Origin of the sequence: Aeromonas sp. S19(2024) (assembly GCF_041402625.1) — a bacterium.
Classification (GTDB): Bacteria; Pseudomonadota; Gammaproteobacteria; order Enterobacterales; family Aeromonadaceae; genus Aeromonas; species Aeromonas caviae.
This window is the reverse complement of the sequence record NZ_JBGLQU010000005.1, coordinates 216796-232927: the sequence shown is the minus strand read 5'-3', so window position 1 is coordinate 232927 and position 16132 is coordinate 216796. Positions and strand designations below refer to the sequence as shown.

Annotated in this window: 17 protein-coding genes and 4 tRNA genes; 8 read left to right on the top strand and 13 right to left on the bottom strand. The window is 61.9% G+C overall.

Annotation, left to right across the window (positions count from 1 at the left end; translation table 11 throughout):
* From ctaD to ACB037_RS12670, 3 genes are read left to right on the top strand one after another with little or no spacing between them, the layout of a single operon-like run.
* Window positions 1-1599, top strand: a complete 1599-nt coding sequence (gene ctaD, locus ACB037_RS12680) for a cytochrome c oxidase subunit I (protein WP_045522119.1) — start codon at window positions 1-3, stop codon at window positions 1597-1599.
* Window positions 1600-1608: 9 nt separating this feature from the next.
* On the top strand, window positions 1609-2163 hold the full coding sequence (locus ACB037_RS12675) for a cytochrome c oxidase assembly protein (protein WP_323950866.1): 555 nt from the start codon (window positions 1609-1611) through the stop codon (window positions 2161-2163).
* A gap of 2 nt (window positions 2164-2165) precedes the next feature.
* Window positions 2166-3047 carry a cytochrome c oxidase subunit 3 gene (locus ACB037_RS12670; RefSeq protein ID WP_042864889.1) on the top strand — a complete coding sequence of 294 codons (882 nt, stop codon included), beginning with the start codon at window positions 2166-2168 and terminating at the stop codon, window positions 3045-3047.
* Window positions 3048-3055: 8 nt separating this feature from the next.
* Here ACB037_RS12670 and ACB037_RS12665 read toward each other — a convergent pair whose 3' ends face one another.
* Entirely contained in the window at window positions 3056-3262 is a 207-nt protein-coding gene (locus tag ACB037_RS12665) for a DUF2909 family protein (protein ID WP_039039709.1), read from the bottom strand.
* An 18-nt stretch (window positions 3263-3280) separates the two neighbouring features.
* Here ACB037_RS12665 and ACB037_RS12660 point away from each other — a divergent pair, with 18 nt between their 5' ends.
* The 4 genes from ACB037_RS12660 to cyoE are packed head-to-tail and all read left to right on the top strand — an operon-like array spanning window position 3281 to window position 6457.
* The gene (locus ACB037_RS12660; protein WP_371175401.1) at window positions 3281-4006 is read left to right on the top strand and encodes an SURF1 family protein; all 726 of its coding nucleotides are present in this window, start codon (window positions 3281-3283) and stop codon (window positions 4004-4006) included.
* The gene (locus tag ACB037_RS12655; RefSeq protein ID WP_134996931.1) at window positions 4003-4485 is read left to right on the top strand and encodes a hypothetical protein; all 483 of its coding nucleotides are present in this window, start codon (window positions 4003-4005) and stop codon (window positions 4483-4485) included. The genes ACB037_RS12660 and ACB037_RS12655 overlap by 4 nt, the downstream gene beginning before the upstream one ends.
* Window positions 4486-4544: 59 nt before the next feature.
* Window positions 4545-5555 carry a COX15/CtaA family protein gene (locus tag ACB037_RS12650; RefSeq protein WP_323956281.1) on the top strand — a complete coding sequence of 337 codons (1011 nt, stop codon included), beginning with the start codon at window positions 4545-4547 and terminating at the stop codon, window positions 5553-5555.
* Window positions 5552-6457: a heme o synthase gene (gene cyoE, locus ACB037_RS12645; protein WP_323956282.1), complete on the top strand. Its 906-nt coding sequence runs from the start codon at window positions 5552-5554 to the stop codon at window positions 6455-6457. Before ACB037_RS12650 ends, cyoE begins: the two co-directional genes overlap by 4 nt.
* A gap of 126 nt (window positions 6458-6583) precedes the next feature.
* On the opposite strand, the gene ACB037_RS12640 is transcribed toward cyoE, so the two are convergent.
* The 7 genes from ACB037_RS12640 to nhaC all read right to left on the bottom strand — a co-directional run bounded on the left by ACB037_RS12640 (window position 6584) and on the right by nhaC (window position 14699).
* A complete protein-coding gene (locus ACB037_RS12640; protein WP_371175400.1) occupies window positions 6584-8014 on the bottom strand; it encodes a gamma-aminobutyraldehyde dehydrogenase in 1431 nt (476 codons plus the stop codon).
* A 29-nt stretch (window positions 8015-8043) separates the two neighbouring features.
* Window positions 8044-8859 (bottom strand): ABC transporter permease, encoded by an 816-nt coding sequence (locus ACB037_RS12635; protein WP_010636002.1) that lies wholly within the window; start codon window positions 8857-8859, stop codon window positions 8044-8046.
* A 7-nt stretch (window positions 8860-8866) separates the two neighbouring features.
* Window positions 8867-9835 (bottom strand): ABC transporter permease, encoded by a 969-nt coding sequence (locus tag ACB037_RS12630; protein ID WP_201932977.1) that lies wholly within the window; start codon window positions 9833-9835, stop codon window positions 8867-8869.
* Window positions 9832-10845, bottom strand: coding sequence for an ABC transporter ATP-binding protein (locus ACB037_RS12625; protein WP_011707520.1), 1014 nt, complete (start codon window positions 10843-10845; stop codon window positions 9832-9834). The genes ACB037_RS12630 and ACB037_RS12625 overlap by 4 nt, the downstream gene beginning before the upstream one ends.
* A gap of 73 nt (window positions 10846-10918) precedes the next feature.
* Entirely contained in the window at window positions 10919-12064 is a 1146-nt protein-coding gene (locus tag ACB037_RS12620; protein WP_323950872.1) for an ABC transporter substrate-binding protein, read from the bottom strand.
* Window positions 12065-12260: 196 nt separating this feature from the next.
* On the bottom strand, window positions 12261-13184 hold the full coding sequence (locus ACB037_RS12615; RefSeq protein ID WP_043152857.1) for a LysR family transcriptional regulator: 924 nt from the start codon (window positions 13182-13184) through the stop codon (window positions 12261-12263).
* 105 nt (window positions 13185-13289) lie between these two features.
* On the bottom strand, window positions 13290-14699 hold the full coding sequence (nhaC, locus tag ACB037_RS12610) for a Na+/H+ antiporter NhaC (RefSeq protein ID WP_279961469.1): 1410 nt from the start codon (window positions 14697-14699) through the stop codon (window positions 13290-13292).
* Window positions 14700-14997: 298 nt separating this feature from the next.
* Here nhaC and ACB037_RS12605 point away from each other — a divergent pair, with 298 nt between their 5' ends.
* Entirely contained in the window at window positions 14998-15207 is a 210-nt protein-coding gene (locus ACB037_RS12605; RefSeq protein ID WP_010675758.1) for a hypothetical protein, read from the top strand.
* Here the strand turns inward: ACB037_RS12605 and ACB037_RS12600 are convergent.
* The 5 genes from ACB037_RS12600 to ACB037_RS12580 all read right to left on the bottom strand — a co-directional run bounded on the left by ACB037_RS12600 (window position 15204) and on the right by ACB037_RS12580 (window position 16092).
* Window positions 15204-15476 carry a late competence development ComFB family protein gene (locus ACB037_RS12600; RefSeq protein WP_029314828.1) on the bottom strand — a complete coding sequence of 91 codons (273 nt, stop codon included), beginning with the start codon at window positions 15474-15476 and terminating at the stop codon, window positions 15204-15206. The two genes, ACB037_RS12605 and ACB037_RS12600, sit on opposite strands and share 4 nt — an antisense overlap.
* Before the next feature lie 101 nt (window positions 15477-15577).
* A tRNA-Leu gene (locus tag ACB037_RS12595) sits at window positions 15578-15663 on the bottom strand.
* A gap of 71 nt (window positions 15664-15734) precedes the next feature.
* Window positions 15735-15820 (bottom strand) — tRNA-Leu (locus ACB037_RS12590).
* Between the two features lie 45 nt (window positions 15821-15865).
* Window positions 15866-15951 (bottom strand) — tRNA-Leu (locus ACB037_RS12585).
* Window positions 15952-16006: 55 nt separating this feature from the next.
* Window positions 16007-16092: transfer RNA gene (locus ACB037_RS12580), tRNA-Leu, on the bottom strand.
* Window positions 16093-16132: the final 40 nt, after the last annotated feature.

Genomic DNA, 16132 nt, shown 5'->3' with positions numbered 1-16132 from the left:
ATGAGTGATGGAATCACGGATACCCCGCACAGCGAACATGTCCACCAGCCAGCGGCCGGTCTGAGGCGCTGGCTCTACACCACCAATCACAAGGACATCGGTACTCTCTATCTGTGCTTTGCCCTCACCATGTTCTTTACCGGTGGCGCCATGGCCATGGTGATCCGGGCAGAACTGTTCCAGCCCGGACTGCAACTGGTGGAACCCCTGTTTTTCAACCAGATGACCACGGTACACGGCCTTATCATGGTCTTTGGTGCCGTCATGCCCGCCTTCACCGGCCTCGCCAACTGGCTGATCCCCATCATGATTGGGGCCCCTGACATGGCGTTGCCCCGCATGAACAACTGGAGCTTCTGGATCCTGCCGTTTGCTTTCCTCATCCTCCTGTCGAGCCTGTTTATGGAGGGAGGCGGCCCCAGTTCTGGCTGGACCTTCTATGCCCCCCTGTCCACCCAGTACAGCGGCAACAGCACGGCCCTGTTCGTCTTTGCCATTCACATCATGGGGATCTCCTCCATCATGGGGGCCATCAACGTCATCGTGACCATCTTCAACCTGCGGGCGCCGGGCATGGGTTGGATGCAGATGCCGCTGTTTGTCTGGACCTGGCTCATCACGGCGTTTCTGCTCATCGCTGTCATGCCGGTGCTGGCGGCTGCGGTGACCATGGTGCTGACGGACAAGTATTTCGGGACCAGTTTCTTCGATGCGGCCGGTGGGGGGGATCCTGTCCTGTTTCAGCACATTTTCTGGTTCTTCGGGCACCCGGAAGTCTACATCATGATATTGCCGGCTTTCGGCATCGTCTCCAGCATCATTCCGACCTTCTCCCGCAAGAAGCTGTTCGGTTATCGCTCCATGGTCTATGCCACCAGCAGCATCGCCTTGCTCTCCTTCATGGTCTGGGCGCACCACATGTTCACCACCGGATTGCCCGTGGTGGCGGAGCTGTTCTTCATGTACACCACCATGCTGATCGCGGTGCCGACAGGGGTAAAGGTATTCAACTGGCTTGCCACCATGTGGCGTGGTTCTCTGACATTCGAGACCCCCATGCTGTTTGCCATCGCCTTCATCACTCTGTTCACCATTGGCGGTTTCTCCGGGCTGATGCTGGCCATGACGCCGGCTGATTTTCAGTATCACGACACCTATTTCGTAGTGGCCCATTTCCACTATGTGCTGGTGACCGGTGCCGTCTTCTCGATCCTGGCTGCGGCCTACTACTGGTTGCCGAAATGGACGGGGCACATGTATGACGAGCGGCTCGGCCAATGGCATTTCTGGTGTTCGCTCGTCTCGGTCAATGTGCTGTTTTTCCCCATGCATTTTGTCGGGCTGGCGGGCATGCCTCGCCGCATTCCCGATTACGCCCTGCAATTTGCCGACTTCAACATGCTGATCAGCCTGGGGGGCTTTGCCTTCGGCCTGTCTCAGCTGCTGTTTGTCTGGGGCGTGGTCAAATGCATCAGAGGCGGAGCCAAGGCGAGCGATCGGGTATGGGAGGGGGCCGAGGGGCTGGAATGGACGCTCTCTTCTCCCCCTCCCTATCACAGTTTCCAGACTCCGCCGGATATCCGGTCGGAAGAGCGTTAGGGAGGTCATATGACCCAGGTCAGTCATGCCCCCTTGCTCAGAAAACTGGCTCTGGTCGTGCTCGTCATGTTTGGTTTTGCCTTTGCGCTGGTGCCGCTTTATGACGTCTTCTGCCGGATCACCGGCCTCAATGGCAAGACGTCTGATCAAGCGGCCAGTACGGAGCGGGCGGTGATCGACAGCAAGCGGAGCATCCAGATCGAGTTTCTTGCTCATGCGGATACCCGGATGCCGTGGGAGTTCAGCGGTGAGACTACTCGGCTGTCGGTGCGGCCGGGGGAGGTGAAGATGGTCAACTTTCGGGTGTTCAATCCCACGGAGCGGACCATGGTGGGTCAGGCGGTCCCGTCGGTCTCTCCCGGTCCCGCCGCAGCCTACCTGAAGAAAGTGGAGTGTTTCTGCTTCAATCGCCAGGAGCTGAGGGCAGGGCAGAGCAAGCTGATGCCGCTCAAGTTCTATATCGATCCGGCACTACCGGGCAGCATCAATACCATCACGCTTTCCTACTCGCTCTATGACATCACGGAGTCCGTACCTGCACCGGCACTCGCACAGAGGAAATGACCATGGCCAAGGTGAACCAGACCTATTATGTCCCGGACCAGAGTCGCTGGCCCATCATTGGTGCCATTGCACTGTTTTTCCTGGCGTTGGGGGCGGGACATCTGGTCAATGAAGTGGCGAGTGGGCAGACCGGTTTCGGCCGGTATCTGATGATGGCCGGTGTCGCCCTGCTGGCATTCATGTTGTTTGGCTGGTTCCGTCACATCATCCGGGAGTCCATGACCGGGCTCTACAGCGCCCAGATGGACAGATCCTTCAGGCAGGGCATGGTCTGGTTCATCTTCTCTGAAGTGATGTTCTTTCTGGCTTTTTTCGGAGTGCTGTTCTATGCACGCCAGCTTGCGGTGCCCTGGCTGGATGGTGCGGGCCACAGGGTGATGACGGGCCAGCTGCTGTGGCCGGATTTCACCGCTCACTGGCCCCTGCTCAAGACGCCCGGCGGGGCCACGACCCAGGCCATGCCCTGGCAGGGGATCCCCCTTATCAATACCTTGATCCTGCTCGGATCCTCCGTGACCCTGCTGTTTGCACACATGAGTCTGGAAAACGGCAGACGGATGCGGCTCAAGGGGATGTTGCTGGCCACCGTGGTGCTCGGGCTGACATTCCTGTGGTTTCAAGGTTATGAGTATCTGCATGCCTATCGGGATCTCGGGCTGCGGCTGGATTCCGGCATCTATGGCAATACCTTCTTCATTCTGACCGGGTTCCATGGACTGCACGTGCTGCTGGGCACCCTTTTCCTGACCATCATCTGGCTGCGCATCATGTTGAGGGATCATTTCACCCCACAGCGTCATTTCGCTTTCCAAGCTGCGGCCTGGTACTGGCACTTCGTCGATGTGGTCTGGCTCTGTCTGTTCGTCTTTGTCTACCTGCTTTGATGCCGTGCTCAGTAGGGGCGCGGGTTGGGTTCCAGCCAGCCCATCGCGAGAGAGAGCAGCAGTATGATGACCACCAGCAGGGAGAAGAAGACGCGCCGGCCCAGAGGTACCGACATCTTTTGCGTATTGCCTGCACTGAGCATCAGCCAGAGGGCGTGAAACAGCTGGCCGATGATGAGCAGCAGCATGAGTACCAGAACGACCTTGATCAACATCTTGGGATCCTCCTCGATATGCGCGATTCGGCTGCACGAGACAAGCGACGACCATGGCATCACAGACGCTGGTTCGTCTTGTTGTTCACTCTGGTGGTGACGGCCGGTTTGTGCAAGCTGGCGTTCTGGCAGTGGCAGCGCGGAATGGAAAAAACGGCCTGGCTGGCGCAGATGGCAAAGATGCAGCAGGCCGGGCCAAGGACATTGGCCCAGATCGACTGGCAACACCCGGAGTCACTGGATGGCCAGCCTCTGCAAGGGAAAGCCGAGTGGGTCAGCCCTTATGTCTGGTTGCTGGACAACCAGATCGTCAACGGGGAGGTTGGCTATGACGTGCTCATCCCGGTACGCGCAGAGGGGGGATCCTCACTGTTGCTGGTCAACCTGGGATGGGCGCCCGCACCATCCGACAGGTCGCAATTGCCCAATCCCGCCATCCCCGCCGCAATGACCCTTGAAGGTGTGCTGCGCATGGCTCCCGGCGGCTTCCTGCTGGGACAGAACATAGAACCAGGCCCCTACCCGAACCGGCTGCAATCCATCAGGGTCGAGACCCTGCGACAGGCAATTGGAGCCCCGCTTGCAGACGCCGTGTTGTATCAAAGACGAACCCCATTCCTCTATCACTACCAGCACAATGTCATGCCTCCTGAAAAACACCGGGCCTATGCGGTGCAATGGCTCGGCTTGGCGCTGGTGGTTCTGTCAGGGGGGGTCATGCTGACAAGGAGGTGCTCCCCATGAGCGGATGGCGACGCTGGAGGGTGCCAGCGCTCTTTGCTGCGGTGATCCTGCTGCCTGTGGTGCTGGCGGCTCTGACTCTTCACCAGGGCTGGTATGAACCCGGCACGCGCAGCAAGGGGCACTGGCTGCACCAGGAGATCTACCTGTTGCAACCGCTTCCTGCCCATCAGCACCAATGGCGACTGGTCTATCTGGTGGCCCCTCGCTGTGAGGGGCAATGCCGGCAGGTCCCTGTGCTGATGGCGCGCATCCAGGCTGCACTTGGCCGCAACCTGGACAAGCTGGAACTGGTCCAGTTGACGCCACCTCACGAGACAAACAGTGAAATGAGAGAGGGGGATATACTGCTGGTGGACGACCGCGGGCTGGTCATCTTGCGTTACGAGGTGCCCGGCAGCACGACGACCTGGCCGTTGCTTGGCAAGGCGGTACTGTCGGATCTGCAGCAACTGCTCAAGTATCAGCGTGGGGTGCAGTGACGATGCAGCCGACATGGGACTCGCATCTTCTGGCTACTGCACGGTCAACGAGGCGGCATATGAAGATACACAAGAGGCTGGCCTCCGTGGCCATTGCGCTGGCCGTTCTTGTCATCGCGCTCGGTGCTTATACCCGGTTGACGGATGCCGGGCTGGCCTGCCCCGATTGGCCAGGTTGCTATGGTTCTCTGGCCATTCCCCGCGCCGAGCATGCGGAACTGGCGGCACAGCGCTATCCGGCCAGCCCGCTTGTTCCTCACAAGGCGCGCAGCGAGATGGTGCATCGCTACTTCGCCGGGGTGCTGGGAGGCGTGATTGTGCTCCTGTCCGCCTTGGGCTGGCGTACAGGCGGCCGACTGCGCCACCTCTCGCTCATCTTGCTGGTGCTGGTTGCGGGTCAGGCGGCACTGGGTATGTGGACGGTGACCCTGGCCCTGCATCCCCTGGTGGTGACCACTCATCTGCTGGGCGGCTTCGCCATCCTGACCTTGCTTTGGCTCTATCGGGCCGAGTTGGCAGGTTTCCCTTCACCCCCGCCCGTACACCAGGGCGTTTCCTGGCTTGGCAGCATGGCCTGTGGCGTGTTGCTGCTGCAGATCGCGCTGGGGGGCTGGACGTCGGCGAACTATGCGGCCATGGCGTGTGTGGAGTTTCCCTTGTGCCAGGGCAACTGGCAGGCAGAGCTGAATTGGGCGCAAGCCTTTCATCTCCCTCTGGGGCACGCCAGCTATGAGTTCGGCGTGCTGGGCAAGGAGGCGCGCCAGACCATTCACATCGCCCATCGCCTGGGAGCGCTGACCACGGCCTTGCTGGTGGGAGCTTTCGCCCTCGCGCTGCTCTGCCAGCGGGCCCCCCTGAGAGGGTTTGGCTGGCTGTTGCTGGGTCTGCTGACCGTGCAGATTGCCTTGGGATTGGCGAACGTCCATCTGGCCCTGCCGCTGGCCAACGCCCTTGCACACAATCTGGTGGCCGCCCACCTGCTGGCCTGTTGTGTGCTGGCGCGCGGGAGCCTCTCTTTGCCTCATCACGACCCCTTGCCATCCCCTGGGATGGTCAGGAGCCGGACATGAATGGGAGAGGGTGGGTACAGCGCTTCGCCCTCCGCCGGGTGCACGATTATTGTCAGTTGACCAAACCAAAGGTGGTCGCCCTGCTGCTCCTGACCGCCTGGGTGGGCATGCTGCTGGCCGAGCCGACGCGCGCCTCTCTGGACGAGATGATACTGGGCCTGGCGGGGATTGGACTGCTCGCTGCCGGGGCGGCGGCCATGAACCATTCTCTGGATAGCGGCATTGATGCCCGGATGCGCAGAACGCGCTGGCGCCCGGTCGCCACGGGACGGATCACGCCGGGGCAGGCGATGAATTTTGCGATCTGTCTGGCACTGTCGGGGTTTGTTCTGCTCCATTGGGGCGTGAATCCCCTGACTGCCTGGCTAACCCTGGCCAGCCTGTTCGGCTATGCGGTCGTCTATACCCTGCTGCTGAAGCGGGCCACGTCGCAGAATATCGTCATCGGTGGATTGGCGGGAGCCATGCCACCGCTCTTGGGCTGGACCAGCATCACGGGGCAGCTTTCGGCCGAGCCCTGGCTGCTGGTGATGATCATCTTTACCTGGACGCCGCCCCATTTCTGGTCTTTGGCCATCCACCGGCGCGATGACTATGCCGGTGCCGATATTCCCATGCTGCCCGTCACCCACGGCACCGATTTCACCAAGACCGCCATCCTGCTCTATCTGCTGATCCTGACGCTCGTCTGTCTGCTGCCCTATCTGATCGGCATGTCGGGGCTTGTCTACCTGGTCGGCAGCCTTGGGTTGAACCTCGGATTCTGCTGGCATGGTTGGCTGTTGAAGTACGGGGATCGGCCCGGCCAGGCGATGCGCACCTTCCGTTTCTCCATCTATCACCTGATGTTGCTGTTTGGTCTGCTGATTCTGGATCACCACTGGCTGTGGCGGTTGTCATGATGTTGATGCGGGTCGCGGTTGGATGAATGATGACGCTGCGTTGGTGCACTGCAGGGATGCACAGACCTGATGCAAAACAAGATGGCCCCTTGGGGCCATCTTGTTTTCAGGGGGACGGAGTGGAGCCTAGAGCTTGACCATGATGTGGCGCGGCACCGTGTAGTCCTCCAGCGCGTAGAGGGAGAGATCCTTGCCGTAGCCGGACATCTTCATGCCGCCGTGGGGCATCTCGGAGGTGAGCATGAAGTGGGTGTTGATCCAGGTGCAGCCGTACTGCAGGTGGCTGGCCACCTTGCTGGCAAGGCCGATATCCCGGGACCAGACCGAGCTGGCGAGGCCGTAGTCCGAGTCGTTGGCCCACTGCACCACCTGCTCGGCGTCGCTGAAGCGGGTCACCGACACCACCGGGCCGAATACCTCCCGGCGCACGATTTCATCCTCCTGACGGGCATGGGCGATCAGGGTCGGCTCGAAGAAGAAGCCGTTGCCTGGGCGGATCTTGCCCCCCGCCGTCACCTCCACGTGACCGCTGCTCTGGGCCCGCTCCACGAAGCTGGCCACCCGGTTGCGCTGCCGGTCCGAGATGAGCGGCCCCATCTCCACCCCCTCCTCGCGCGGACCACCGACCTTGATGGAGGCGACCGCCTCGGTCATGGCGGCGACAAACTTGTCGTAGATCTTGCCCTGGGCATAGATGCGACAAGCGGCTGTGCAATCCTGGCCGGCGTTGTAGAAGCCGAAGGTGCGAATGCCGGCCACCACGGCCTCCAAGTCTGCATCGTCAAAGATGATGACCGGCGCCTTGCCGCCAAGCTCCAGATGGGTGCGCTTCATGGTGCGGGCGGCGCTCTGCAGGATCTTCTGGCCAGTGGCGATGTCACCGGTCAGCGACACCATGCGCACCAGCGGGTGCTCCACCAGCGGCGCCCCCACGCTCTCGCCCCGGCCGCAGACGATGTTGATGACGCCGCGGGGGAAGAGCTCGCTGGCCAGCTCCGCCAGGCGCAGGGCGGTGAGCGGGGTCTGCTCGGAGGGCTTGAGCACCACCGTATTGCCGGCGGCGAGCACCGGGGCCATCTTCCAGGCCGCCATCATCAGCGGATAGTTCCAGGGGGCGATGCTGCCCACCACACCGATGGGGTCGCGGCGGATCATGCTGGTGTGCCCCTCGATGTACTCCCCCGCCAGCGGCCCCTGCAGGCAGCGGGCAGCGCCGGCGAAGAAGCGGAAGCAGTCCACTACCGCCGGCAGCTCGTCATTGAGCACCGCCAGATAGGGCTTGCCGCAGTTGAGGGATTCGAGGGCCGCAAACTCCTCGGCGTGGCGCTCGATGGCATCGGCCAGGCGCAGCAGCAGGGTACTGCGGCTCGCCGGGGTGGTGCGGCTCCACTGGGCGAAGGCGCGCTGGGCGCCGTTCACCGCCCGGTTCACCTGCTCGAACGAGGCTTCTGGCACGGAGGCTATGAGCTCCCCGGTGGCCGGGTTGAGGATGGGCTCGGCCTGGCCGTCACCGGTGACGAACTGACCGTCGATCAAAAGTTGGGTAGAGAGTTTCATGGTTGCATCCTTGCGCACGCGTTGAGTCGTTATTTGCCACTGCCGGCGACGTCCTGGCCGTCGCGGGTGAGGTAGTAGGCAAGCAGAATGGGAATGGTGGTGAAGGCCACTATGATGAGCGCCACCACGTTGGTGACCGGCCTGTCCCGTGGCCGGATCAGCTCCTGATACATCCAGATCGGCAGCGTGGTCTGCTGGCCGGCGGTGAAGGTGGTGACGATCACCTCGTCAAAGCTGAGGGCGAACGCCAGCATGCCCCCCGCCAGCAGCGCGGTGGCGAGGTTGGGCAGGATCACGTAGCGCAGGGTCTGGAAGCCGTCGGCGCCGAGGTCCATCGACGCCTCGATGAGGCTCTGGTTGGTGCGGCGAAAGCGTGCCAGGGCATTGTTGTAGACCACCACCACGCAGAAGGTGGCGTGACCGATCACGATGGTCCAGAAGCTGAAGGGGATCTCCATCACCCCGTAGGCGGAGCGCAGCGCGATGCCGGTGACGATGCCGGGCAGGGCGATGGGCAGCACCAGCAACAGCGATACCACCTCCTGGCCGAAGAAGCGGCTGCGGGCGATGGCTCCCGCCGCCAGGGTGCCGAGCACCATGGCCACCAGGGTAGCGAGCCCGGCCACTTCCAGCGACAGCTGGATGGCGCGCCATACGTCGGGGCGGTTGAGGGTCACCTCGAACCACTTGAGGGTGAGGCCGGGGGGCGGGAACTGGTAGCTCTTGCTCTCGCTGGTGAAGGCGTAGAGGAAGATGAACAGGATCGGGAAGTGCAGGAACAGGAGGCCGCCGATGGCCGCGTACTTGAGCAGGCCGGAGGGCTGGCTGCCATGGTCCCGTTTCATGGAAGTATTAGAGCGCATCGAAGGCCCCCAAGCGTTTCGCGATGGTGAGGTAGATGGCGATGATGAGGATCGGCACCAGCGAGAAGGCGGCGGCGAAGGGCAGGTTGCCCGCCGTGCCCTGCTGCATGTAGACCACCTGACCTATGTACATGGTGGAGTTGCCTATGATGCCGGGGATGATGTAGTCCCCCAGCGTCAGGGAGAAGGTGAAGATGGAGCCCGCCACCACGCCGGGCAGGGCCAGCGGCAGGATCAGGGTGCGAAAGGTCTGGGCCGGGGTGGCGCCGAGATCGCCGCTCGCTTCCAGCAGGGAGCGCGGGATCCGCTCCACCGCCGCCTGGATGGGCAGGATCATGAAAGGCAGCCAGACGTAGACGAACACGATGAATGTGCCGATGCGCGAGAACGAGAGCGACGGCCCCCCTATCACCGGCAGCGAGAGGATGGCGTCCAGCAGCCAGTCCAGTCCCAGAGTATCTGCCAGCCAGCTGATGACCCCCTCCTTGGCCAGGATCAGCTTCCAGGCGTAGACCCGTACCAGATAGCTGGACCAGAGCGGCAGCATGATGCCGACGTAGAACAGGGCTCGGGTCTTGCCGCTGGTGTAGCGCGCCATGTAGTAGGCCACCGGAAAGCCGAGCAGGGCGCAGGCCAGGGTCACCAGCAGCGACATGCCGACGGTGCGCAGGATCACGTCCAGGTTCTCAGCCCGCAGCAGGGCGACGAAGTTCTGCAGACCCAGGTCGTGGCGGATCTGGCCGCTGAACTCGTCCAGTCCGAAGAAGGCGTTGGAGAGCAGCATCAGCAGGGAGCCGACATAGATGATGCCAAGCCAGAGCAGGGGGGGCCCGAGCAGGATGGCCAGCAGCAGGCCTGGTCGCCCGTAGAGCAGGGTGGAAAGGCGCCGCAGCGGCCGATAGGAGAGGGGGGCAGTGGATTGGCTCATGGCAAGGCTCGCACTGTGGGGGGCGCTCATGGTTGAGCTCCCTGAGGGGCTGTGTGCAGGTGATGGATCGCCTGCTCCGGCCAGCTGAGGCTGACCCGGGCGCCACGGGGCAGGCGGGCCTGGCCCTCGTTGGGGTGGTTGACGATAAGCTCGAGCTGCTCGCCGAGATCGACCCGGTAGCGCACGAAGGGGCCGAGATACTCCACTTCGCGCACCTCCCCGGACCAGCCCGGTGTGCCGGCCTCGGCGAGGCGGATCCGCTCCGGGCGCACCATCATCTGCTGAGCATCGCCGCACAGACGGCGGGCCTGCTCCCCCTCGAACAGGTTGACTGTGCCGACGAAGCGGGCGACGAAGGGGGTGGCGGGGGCGTCGTAGATGGTATCCGGCGCGGCGATCTGCTCGATCTTGCCCTGATTGAAGATGCAGATGCGGTCGCTCATGGAGAGCGCCTCCTGCTGATCGTGGGTGACGAAGATGAAGGTGATGCCGAGTTGGCGCTGCAAGGCTTTCAGTTCGAGCTGCATCTGCTCGCGCAGCTTGAGGTCGAGCGCCCCGAGCGGTTCGTCCAGCAGCAGGATGCGTGGCTGGTTGATCAGTGCCCGGGCGATGGCGATGCGCTGGCGCTGGCCGCCGGAGAGCTGGCCCGGCTTGCGGTTGCCGACGCCGGGCAGGCGCACCAGTTCCAGCATCTCGTCCACCTTGCGGTAACGCTCCGCCTTGGCGACGCCCTTGAGCATCAGGCCATAGCCGATGTTGTCGCGCACATCCATGTTGGGAAACAGGGCGTAGTCCTGAAACACGGTATTGAGGTTGCGATCGTAGGGGGGCACGGTGGAGCAGGGCTCACCAAACAGCCGGATCTCCCCCTCGCTCGGGTATTCGAAGCCCGCAATCATCCGCAGGCAGGTGGTCTTGCCAGAACCGCTCGGCCCCAGCAGGGTGAAAAACTCGCCGGCCGGGATCTGGAAGGAGATGTCATCGACCGCCTTCACCTCGCCATAGTGGCGGCTGACCCGGTCAAATTGTACGGCATTCATGGGGCGTCCTTGTCTGTGTGGGAAGCGGGCCGGACTCCTGTCCGGCCCCATATCGGCATTTACTCAGGCAATCTCAGCGACCACCCAGGATGGCGATATAGTCCGAAACCCAGCGGTAGTAGGGCACGCAGGTTCCCTGGCTCTTGCACTGGGAGACAGGGGTACGCCAGAAGCGCACTCGATCGAAGTTGTCGATGCCGTTGGTCTTGCACCCCTCTTTCCCGAGCAGGGCATTGCCCTCGCAGGCGGCCGGTACCACGGGCACGGAGCCGAACCAGGAGGCGAGATCCCCCTGCAGCTTGTTGTTGAGGGAGTGCTCCAGCCACTGATAGGCACAGGTGAGGTTCTTCGCCTCGCTGTGCACCATGCTGGTATCGGCCCAGCCGGTGACGCCCTCCTTGGGCACCGTCGTGGCGATAGGCTGCTTGTCGGCGATCAGGGTATTGGCCTGGAACGGCCAGGAGCCGGAGGCCACCACCCCCTCGTTCTTGAAGTCGTCGATCTGGACGAAGGCATCGTGCCAGTAGCGTCCCACCAGCTTGCGCTGCTGGCGCAGGAGGTCGAGGGCGGCCTTGTACTGATCTTCGTTGAGCTCGTAAGGATCCTTGATGCCGAGCGCCGGCTGGTGGCTCATCAGATAGAGGGCGGCATCGGCGATGTGGATGGGGCCGTCGAACGCCTGTACCCGCCCCTTGTTGGACTTGCCGTCCGGCAGGGTCTGCTCCTCGAACACCACGTTCCAGGAGTCGGGCGCCTTGGGAAACACCTTGGTGTTGTACATCAATATGTTGCCGCCCCACTGGTAGGGCACGCCATAGTGCTTGCCGTCTACCGTGTGCCAGGGGGCATTCTGCAGGCGGGGGTCTATCTTGCTGTAGCTCGGGATGAGCGCCAGGTTGAGCACCTGCACCTTGCCGCCGGCGATGAGGCGCAGGCTGGCGTCGCCGGAGGCGGTCACCAGGTCGAAGCCCCCCTCGTTCATCAGCGCCACCATCTCGTCCGAGGTGGCGGCCGTCTTGACGTTGACCTTGCAGCCGGTCTCTTTCTCGAAGCCGGTGACCCAGTCGTAGTTCTTGTCGGTCTCGCCGCGCTCCACGTAGCCGGCCCAGGCCACGATGTTGAGCTGGCCTTCACCCTTGCCGAGGGTGGTGGGGGCAGCCTGGACCTGGCCTGCCAGCAGCGCCGGGATCAGGGCCAGGGTCAGAGGGGTCAATTTCATCTTGCTCTCCTTGCATGATTGGCAACCGTGGCGGCGCCACAGTAGGCATTAACATCCTGTTAACCAGCCATGAGCGTAGGAGAAGCCGGGAGCAATGAGAATTTCAATTTTTAACGGCTTTGGTATCTGTAAAATCGATATCGAGTGCAGATGAATCTGATTTTTTTGCCGGAGTCACGGCTGTTCAGGCTCAGTCCTAGCGGGGGAGGTGCTGGCGGGCCCGTAGCCGGCTCTGATCTCTGGCGATGTCGATGAACTCGCGTGCGGCCCAGTCAAGGCGCGAGCCGCGCCGCCACACCAGACCGATGTCGATGGCGGGGATGGGCTCCTTGATGGCGCGGGCCTCGACCCGCTCCTGCTCCAGGGACCAGGGGCGGTAGGCAAAGTCCGGCAGCAGGGCGAGCCCGAGCTGGCTCGCCACCAGGCTGCGCACCGCTTCCACCGAGGCGGTACGCAGCACGATGCGCGGCGCGATACCGTAGCGGCGCAGGCCGCCGCCGATGATCTGGTCCAGCTGGTCGGCGGTCAGCGAGATCATGGGCTCCTCGCCGAGCGCCTTGAGGGAGAGGGTCGACTCGGCGCAGAGGGGGTGGTTGGCGGCGAGCCAGACCCGCAGCGGCGAGCGGGTCAGCAGCTCGGTATCGAACGCCTCCTGGCGGATGGTGCGGTTGGTCATCAGGATCCCCACGTCCACCTCGCCGTTGACGATCTGGTGCTCGAGATAGGGCTGCTCATCCTCCTTCACCTCGATCTGCACCGCCGGGAAGGCGCGGCGAAAGCGGCCGAGAGCCTCCGAGAGGTAGTAGCCGGCCACCAGCGTGGTTACGCCTATGGTGAGCCGCCCCTGATCCTGCTGGGCCACCGCCTTGAGGGAGTGGCTGGCCTCGGTCATGGCGCCGAGGATGCGACGGGCGTGCAGCAGAAACTGGTGGCCCTGGGTGGTGAGGCTGACCCCGCGCGGATTGCGCTCGAACAGGGCGGCGCCGAGCTCGGTCTCCAGCTCGCGGATGGCGCTGGTGACAGCCGACTGGGAGATGTGCAGCTCGGCGGCGGCGCGGCTGACCGAGAAGCTGTCGGCCACCGCCACGAAATAGCGGATCTGGCGAAAGGTGAAGTTCATCTGGGCGTCCTGCCATGTGGGATCAAGGTGAGTGCCAGCTTAACCTCGAATCGCACCCAGACAAAAGGCGCCGTGATGGCGCCTTTGTCGTTGTTTTTACGGAAATTAGCGGGTTGTCACCGCCTCTGTGGCCGGTACACGGTTCACCCCCTTGCCCAGATAGGCGAGGGTGATGGTCACTATGATGCAGGTGAAGCTGAGCCACATGTAGGGCAGGTAGTCGAGGGTCGCTACCCCGAGGACCCCAGCCATGAAGATACCGTTGTCGCTCCAGGGCACCATGCCACAGGTGAGGGTGCCGCCAAACTCGGCGTTGCGGGAGAGGTTCTTGCGCGCAAGCCCCAGTCTGTCGTAGTTCTTGGCCATGATCTTGGGGGTCAGGATCAGGGACACATACATGGCGGAACCGAATACGTTGGCCAGGAAGGCGGTGCCGATGGTGTGGCTGGTCAGGCTGCCGGCGCTGTTGATGCGCTTCTCGAAGGCGCTGGCGATCACTTCCAGAATGCCGACCTTCTCCAGCAGACCGCCGAAGCCCAAGCCGAAGATGATGACGGCCACGGAACCCAGCATGGACTCCATGCCGCCACGGCCCAGGATGTTGTCGATGAAATCGACGCCGGAGGTGATGGCAAACGGGCTGTAGGCGGAGTGCATCGCCTTCACCGGATCCATGTCCTGGAAGACTATGGCCCAGACAAGACCCAGCAAGGCGCCGAAGCTGATCACCGGGAAGGCGGGCTTGCGGTTGGCCAACAGGCCCAACACCAGCACAACGGGCACTATGGCCATGGGGGTGATGTTGAACTGTTTGTCGAGGGCGTCCATCACCAGATTGACCTGCTCCAGGCTGACGTTGCCGGAGTACTGCATGCCGACCACGGTGAACAGGGCGGCGGTGATGACGTAGGAGAACAGGCTGATGGGCAGCATCCCCTTGATGTGTTCCATCACATCGACGTTGGACATGGTCGAGGCCAGCACCACGGAGTCGGAGAGCGGGGAGAGCTTGTCACCGAAGTAGACACCGGAGAGCACGGCACCGGCTACCAGCGGCGCGGGTACCCCCAGGCTGTGGCCTATACCCATCATGGCGATGCCGGCGGTGGCCGCCGAGCCCCAGGAGGTGCCGGTGGCCAGCGAGGTGAGAGAGCAGATGATCAGGGTCGCCAGCAGGAAGATGGAGGGGTGTATCACCTTGAGGCCGAAGTAGATGATGCTGGGGACTATGCCGCCGGCAATCCAGGTGCCCACCAGGGCACCGACGGAGATCAGTATCAGGATGGCCCCCATCCCCTTGGCGACGCCGTCGACTGCCGCCTGCTCCAGGGATTTGTAATCGTGGCCGAGCTTGATGCCGAGTCCCATGATGACGAACCAGGCGATGAACAGTGCCAGCTGGATTGGCAGATCCAGCACGCTGGTGAAGGAGAAGGCCAGGGCCAGGAAAATGGCCAGGCAGGCAAATACTTGCGACATGCCCGGCAATCGGATGTGGTGTTGTTGGTTTTGCATAGACGCTCCCTAAACTCTTGCTCGCCAAGGTCAGCCCCTCTCGTCCTGCGGATGCGTCGATCCCGAGAGGCTTACCAAAAGAGGGCGCAATCTACCATAAAGCGAAGGTGTAAAATCCCTGCTCATTCGGCAAAACAGCTTTAAAATTTTAAAATCCCACAAAATAGTTGATCTAATCGGCATTTTTCACTGTTCAATCGACACCGTTTGATAGCCGGAGATCCATAGGCAATTTCGATTGCAGATGACAACACCAAAGATGATAATAGTTATCATTAATATTTTCGGACCAATGCCAATGAACTGGATAGCACGCGCTCTGCTCTTGGCCGCCCTTCTGGCGGTGCTGGTCTGGGGTCAGGAGAAGGAATACGGGTTCTGGAGCCTGGGGTTCTTGCTGGCTGCCTGGGTCATGCTGGAACCCAGGCTGAGACCGGTGTTGATCCTGCTGCCGGTTGCGGGAATGACAGGGGTCGTCACTCTGCTCTGGCAGCAGGGCTGGCATTAAGCCTGGCGAGTGGGGACGGCCTGGATCTTGTCGTAGGCCTGGCGCAGGGAGGCGATGACCTTCTTCTCCATCTCGCTGCGTTCGGCGTCTGTCGTGAAGTAGATCATGTCGACATCGTGGCGGATATAGTGGGAAGGAAGCTGGTTGAGTGTCAGGCAGCAGAGGTCTGCCAGCTGATAGGGGGTCAATGTTCGAGCCAACCCCTGTTTTTCTATCTCCTTGAGCACCAGGTGCTCATAGAAGTTGTGAATATCGGTATCCAGGATCATGGGAAAACCCCCGTGGTGGCGTAGCATCTTCAACAGCATAGCCATGGGGCATGAAAACACAAAAGGCCTGTTACTCTCGTAACGGGCCTTTGCAGAATTAATGGTGCGAAGAGAGGGACTCGAACCCTCACATCCGTGGGACACTAACACCTGAAGCTAGCGCGTCTACCAATTCCGCCACCTTCGCACACTGATTTTCTCCAGCTGGTTTTTAAATGCGGTTGGAGCGCATTTTCTGTGTTTTACATGCCAGAAGCATGGTGCGAAGAGAGGGACTCGAACCCTCACACCCGGGGGGCACTAACACCTGAAGCTAGCGCGTCTACCAATTCCGCCACCTTCGCACATCGGGTTATCAGTCTGGATTTACATGCTGTCTGACAAAAGCATGGTGCGAAGAGAGGGACTCGAACCCTCACACCCGGGGGGCACTAACACCTGAAGCTAGCGCGTCTACCAATTCCGCCACCTTCGCACATCGGGTTATCAGTCTGAATTTACATGCCGTCTGATAAGAGCATGTTGCAGTATGGTGCGAAGAGAGGGACTCGAACCCTCACATCCGTGGGACACTAACACCTGAAGCTAGCGCGTCTACCAATTCCGCCACCTTCGCATCACTGCGGTGGGGGATTCTATAGAGTTTTGGGGGGGCG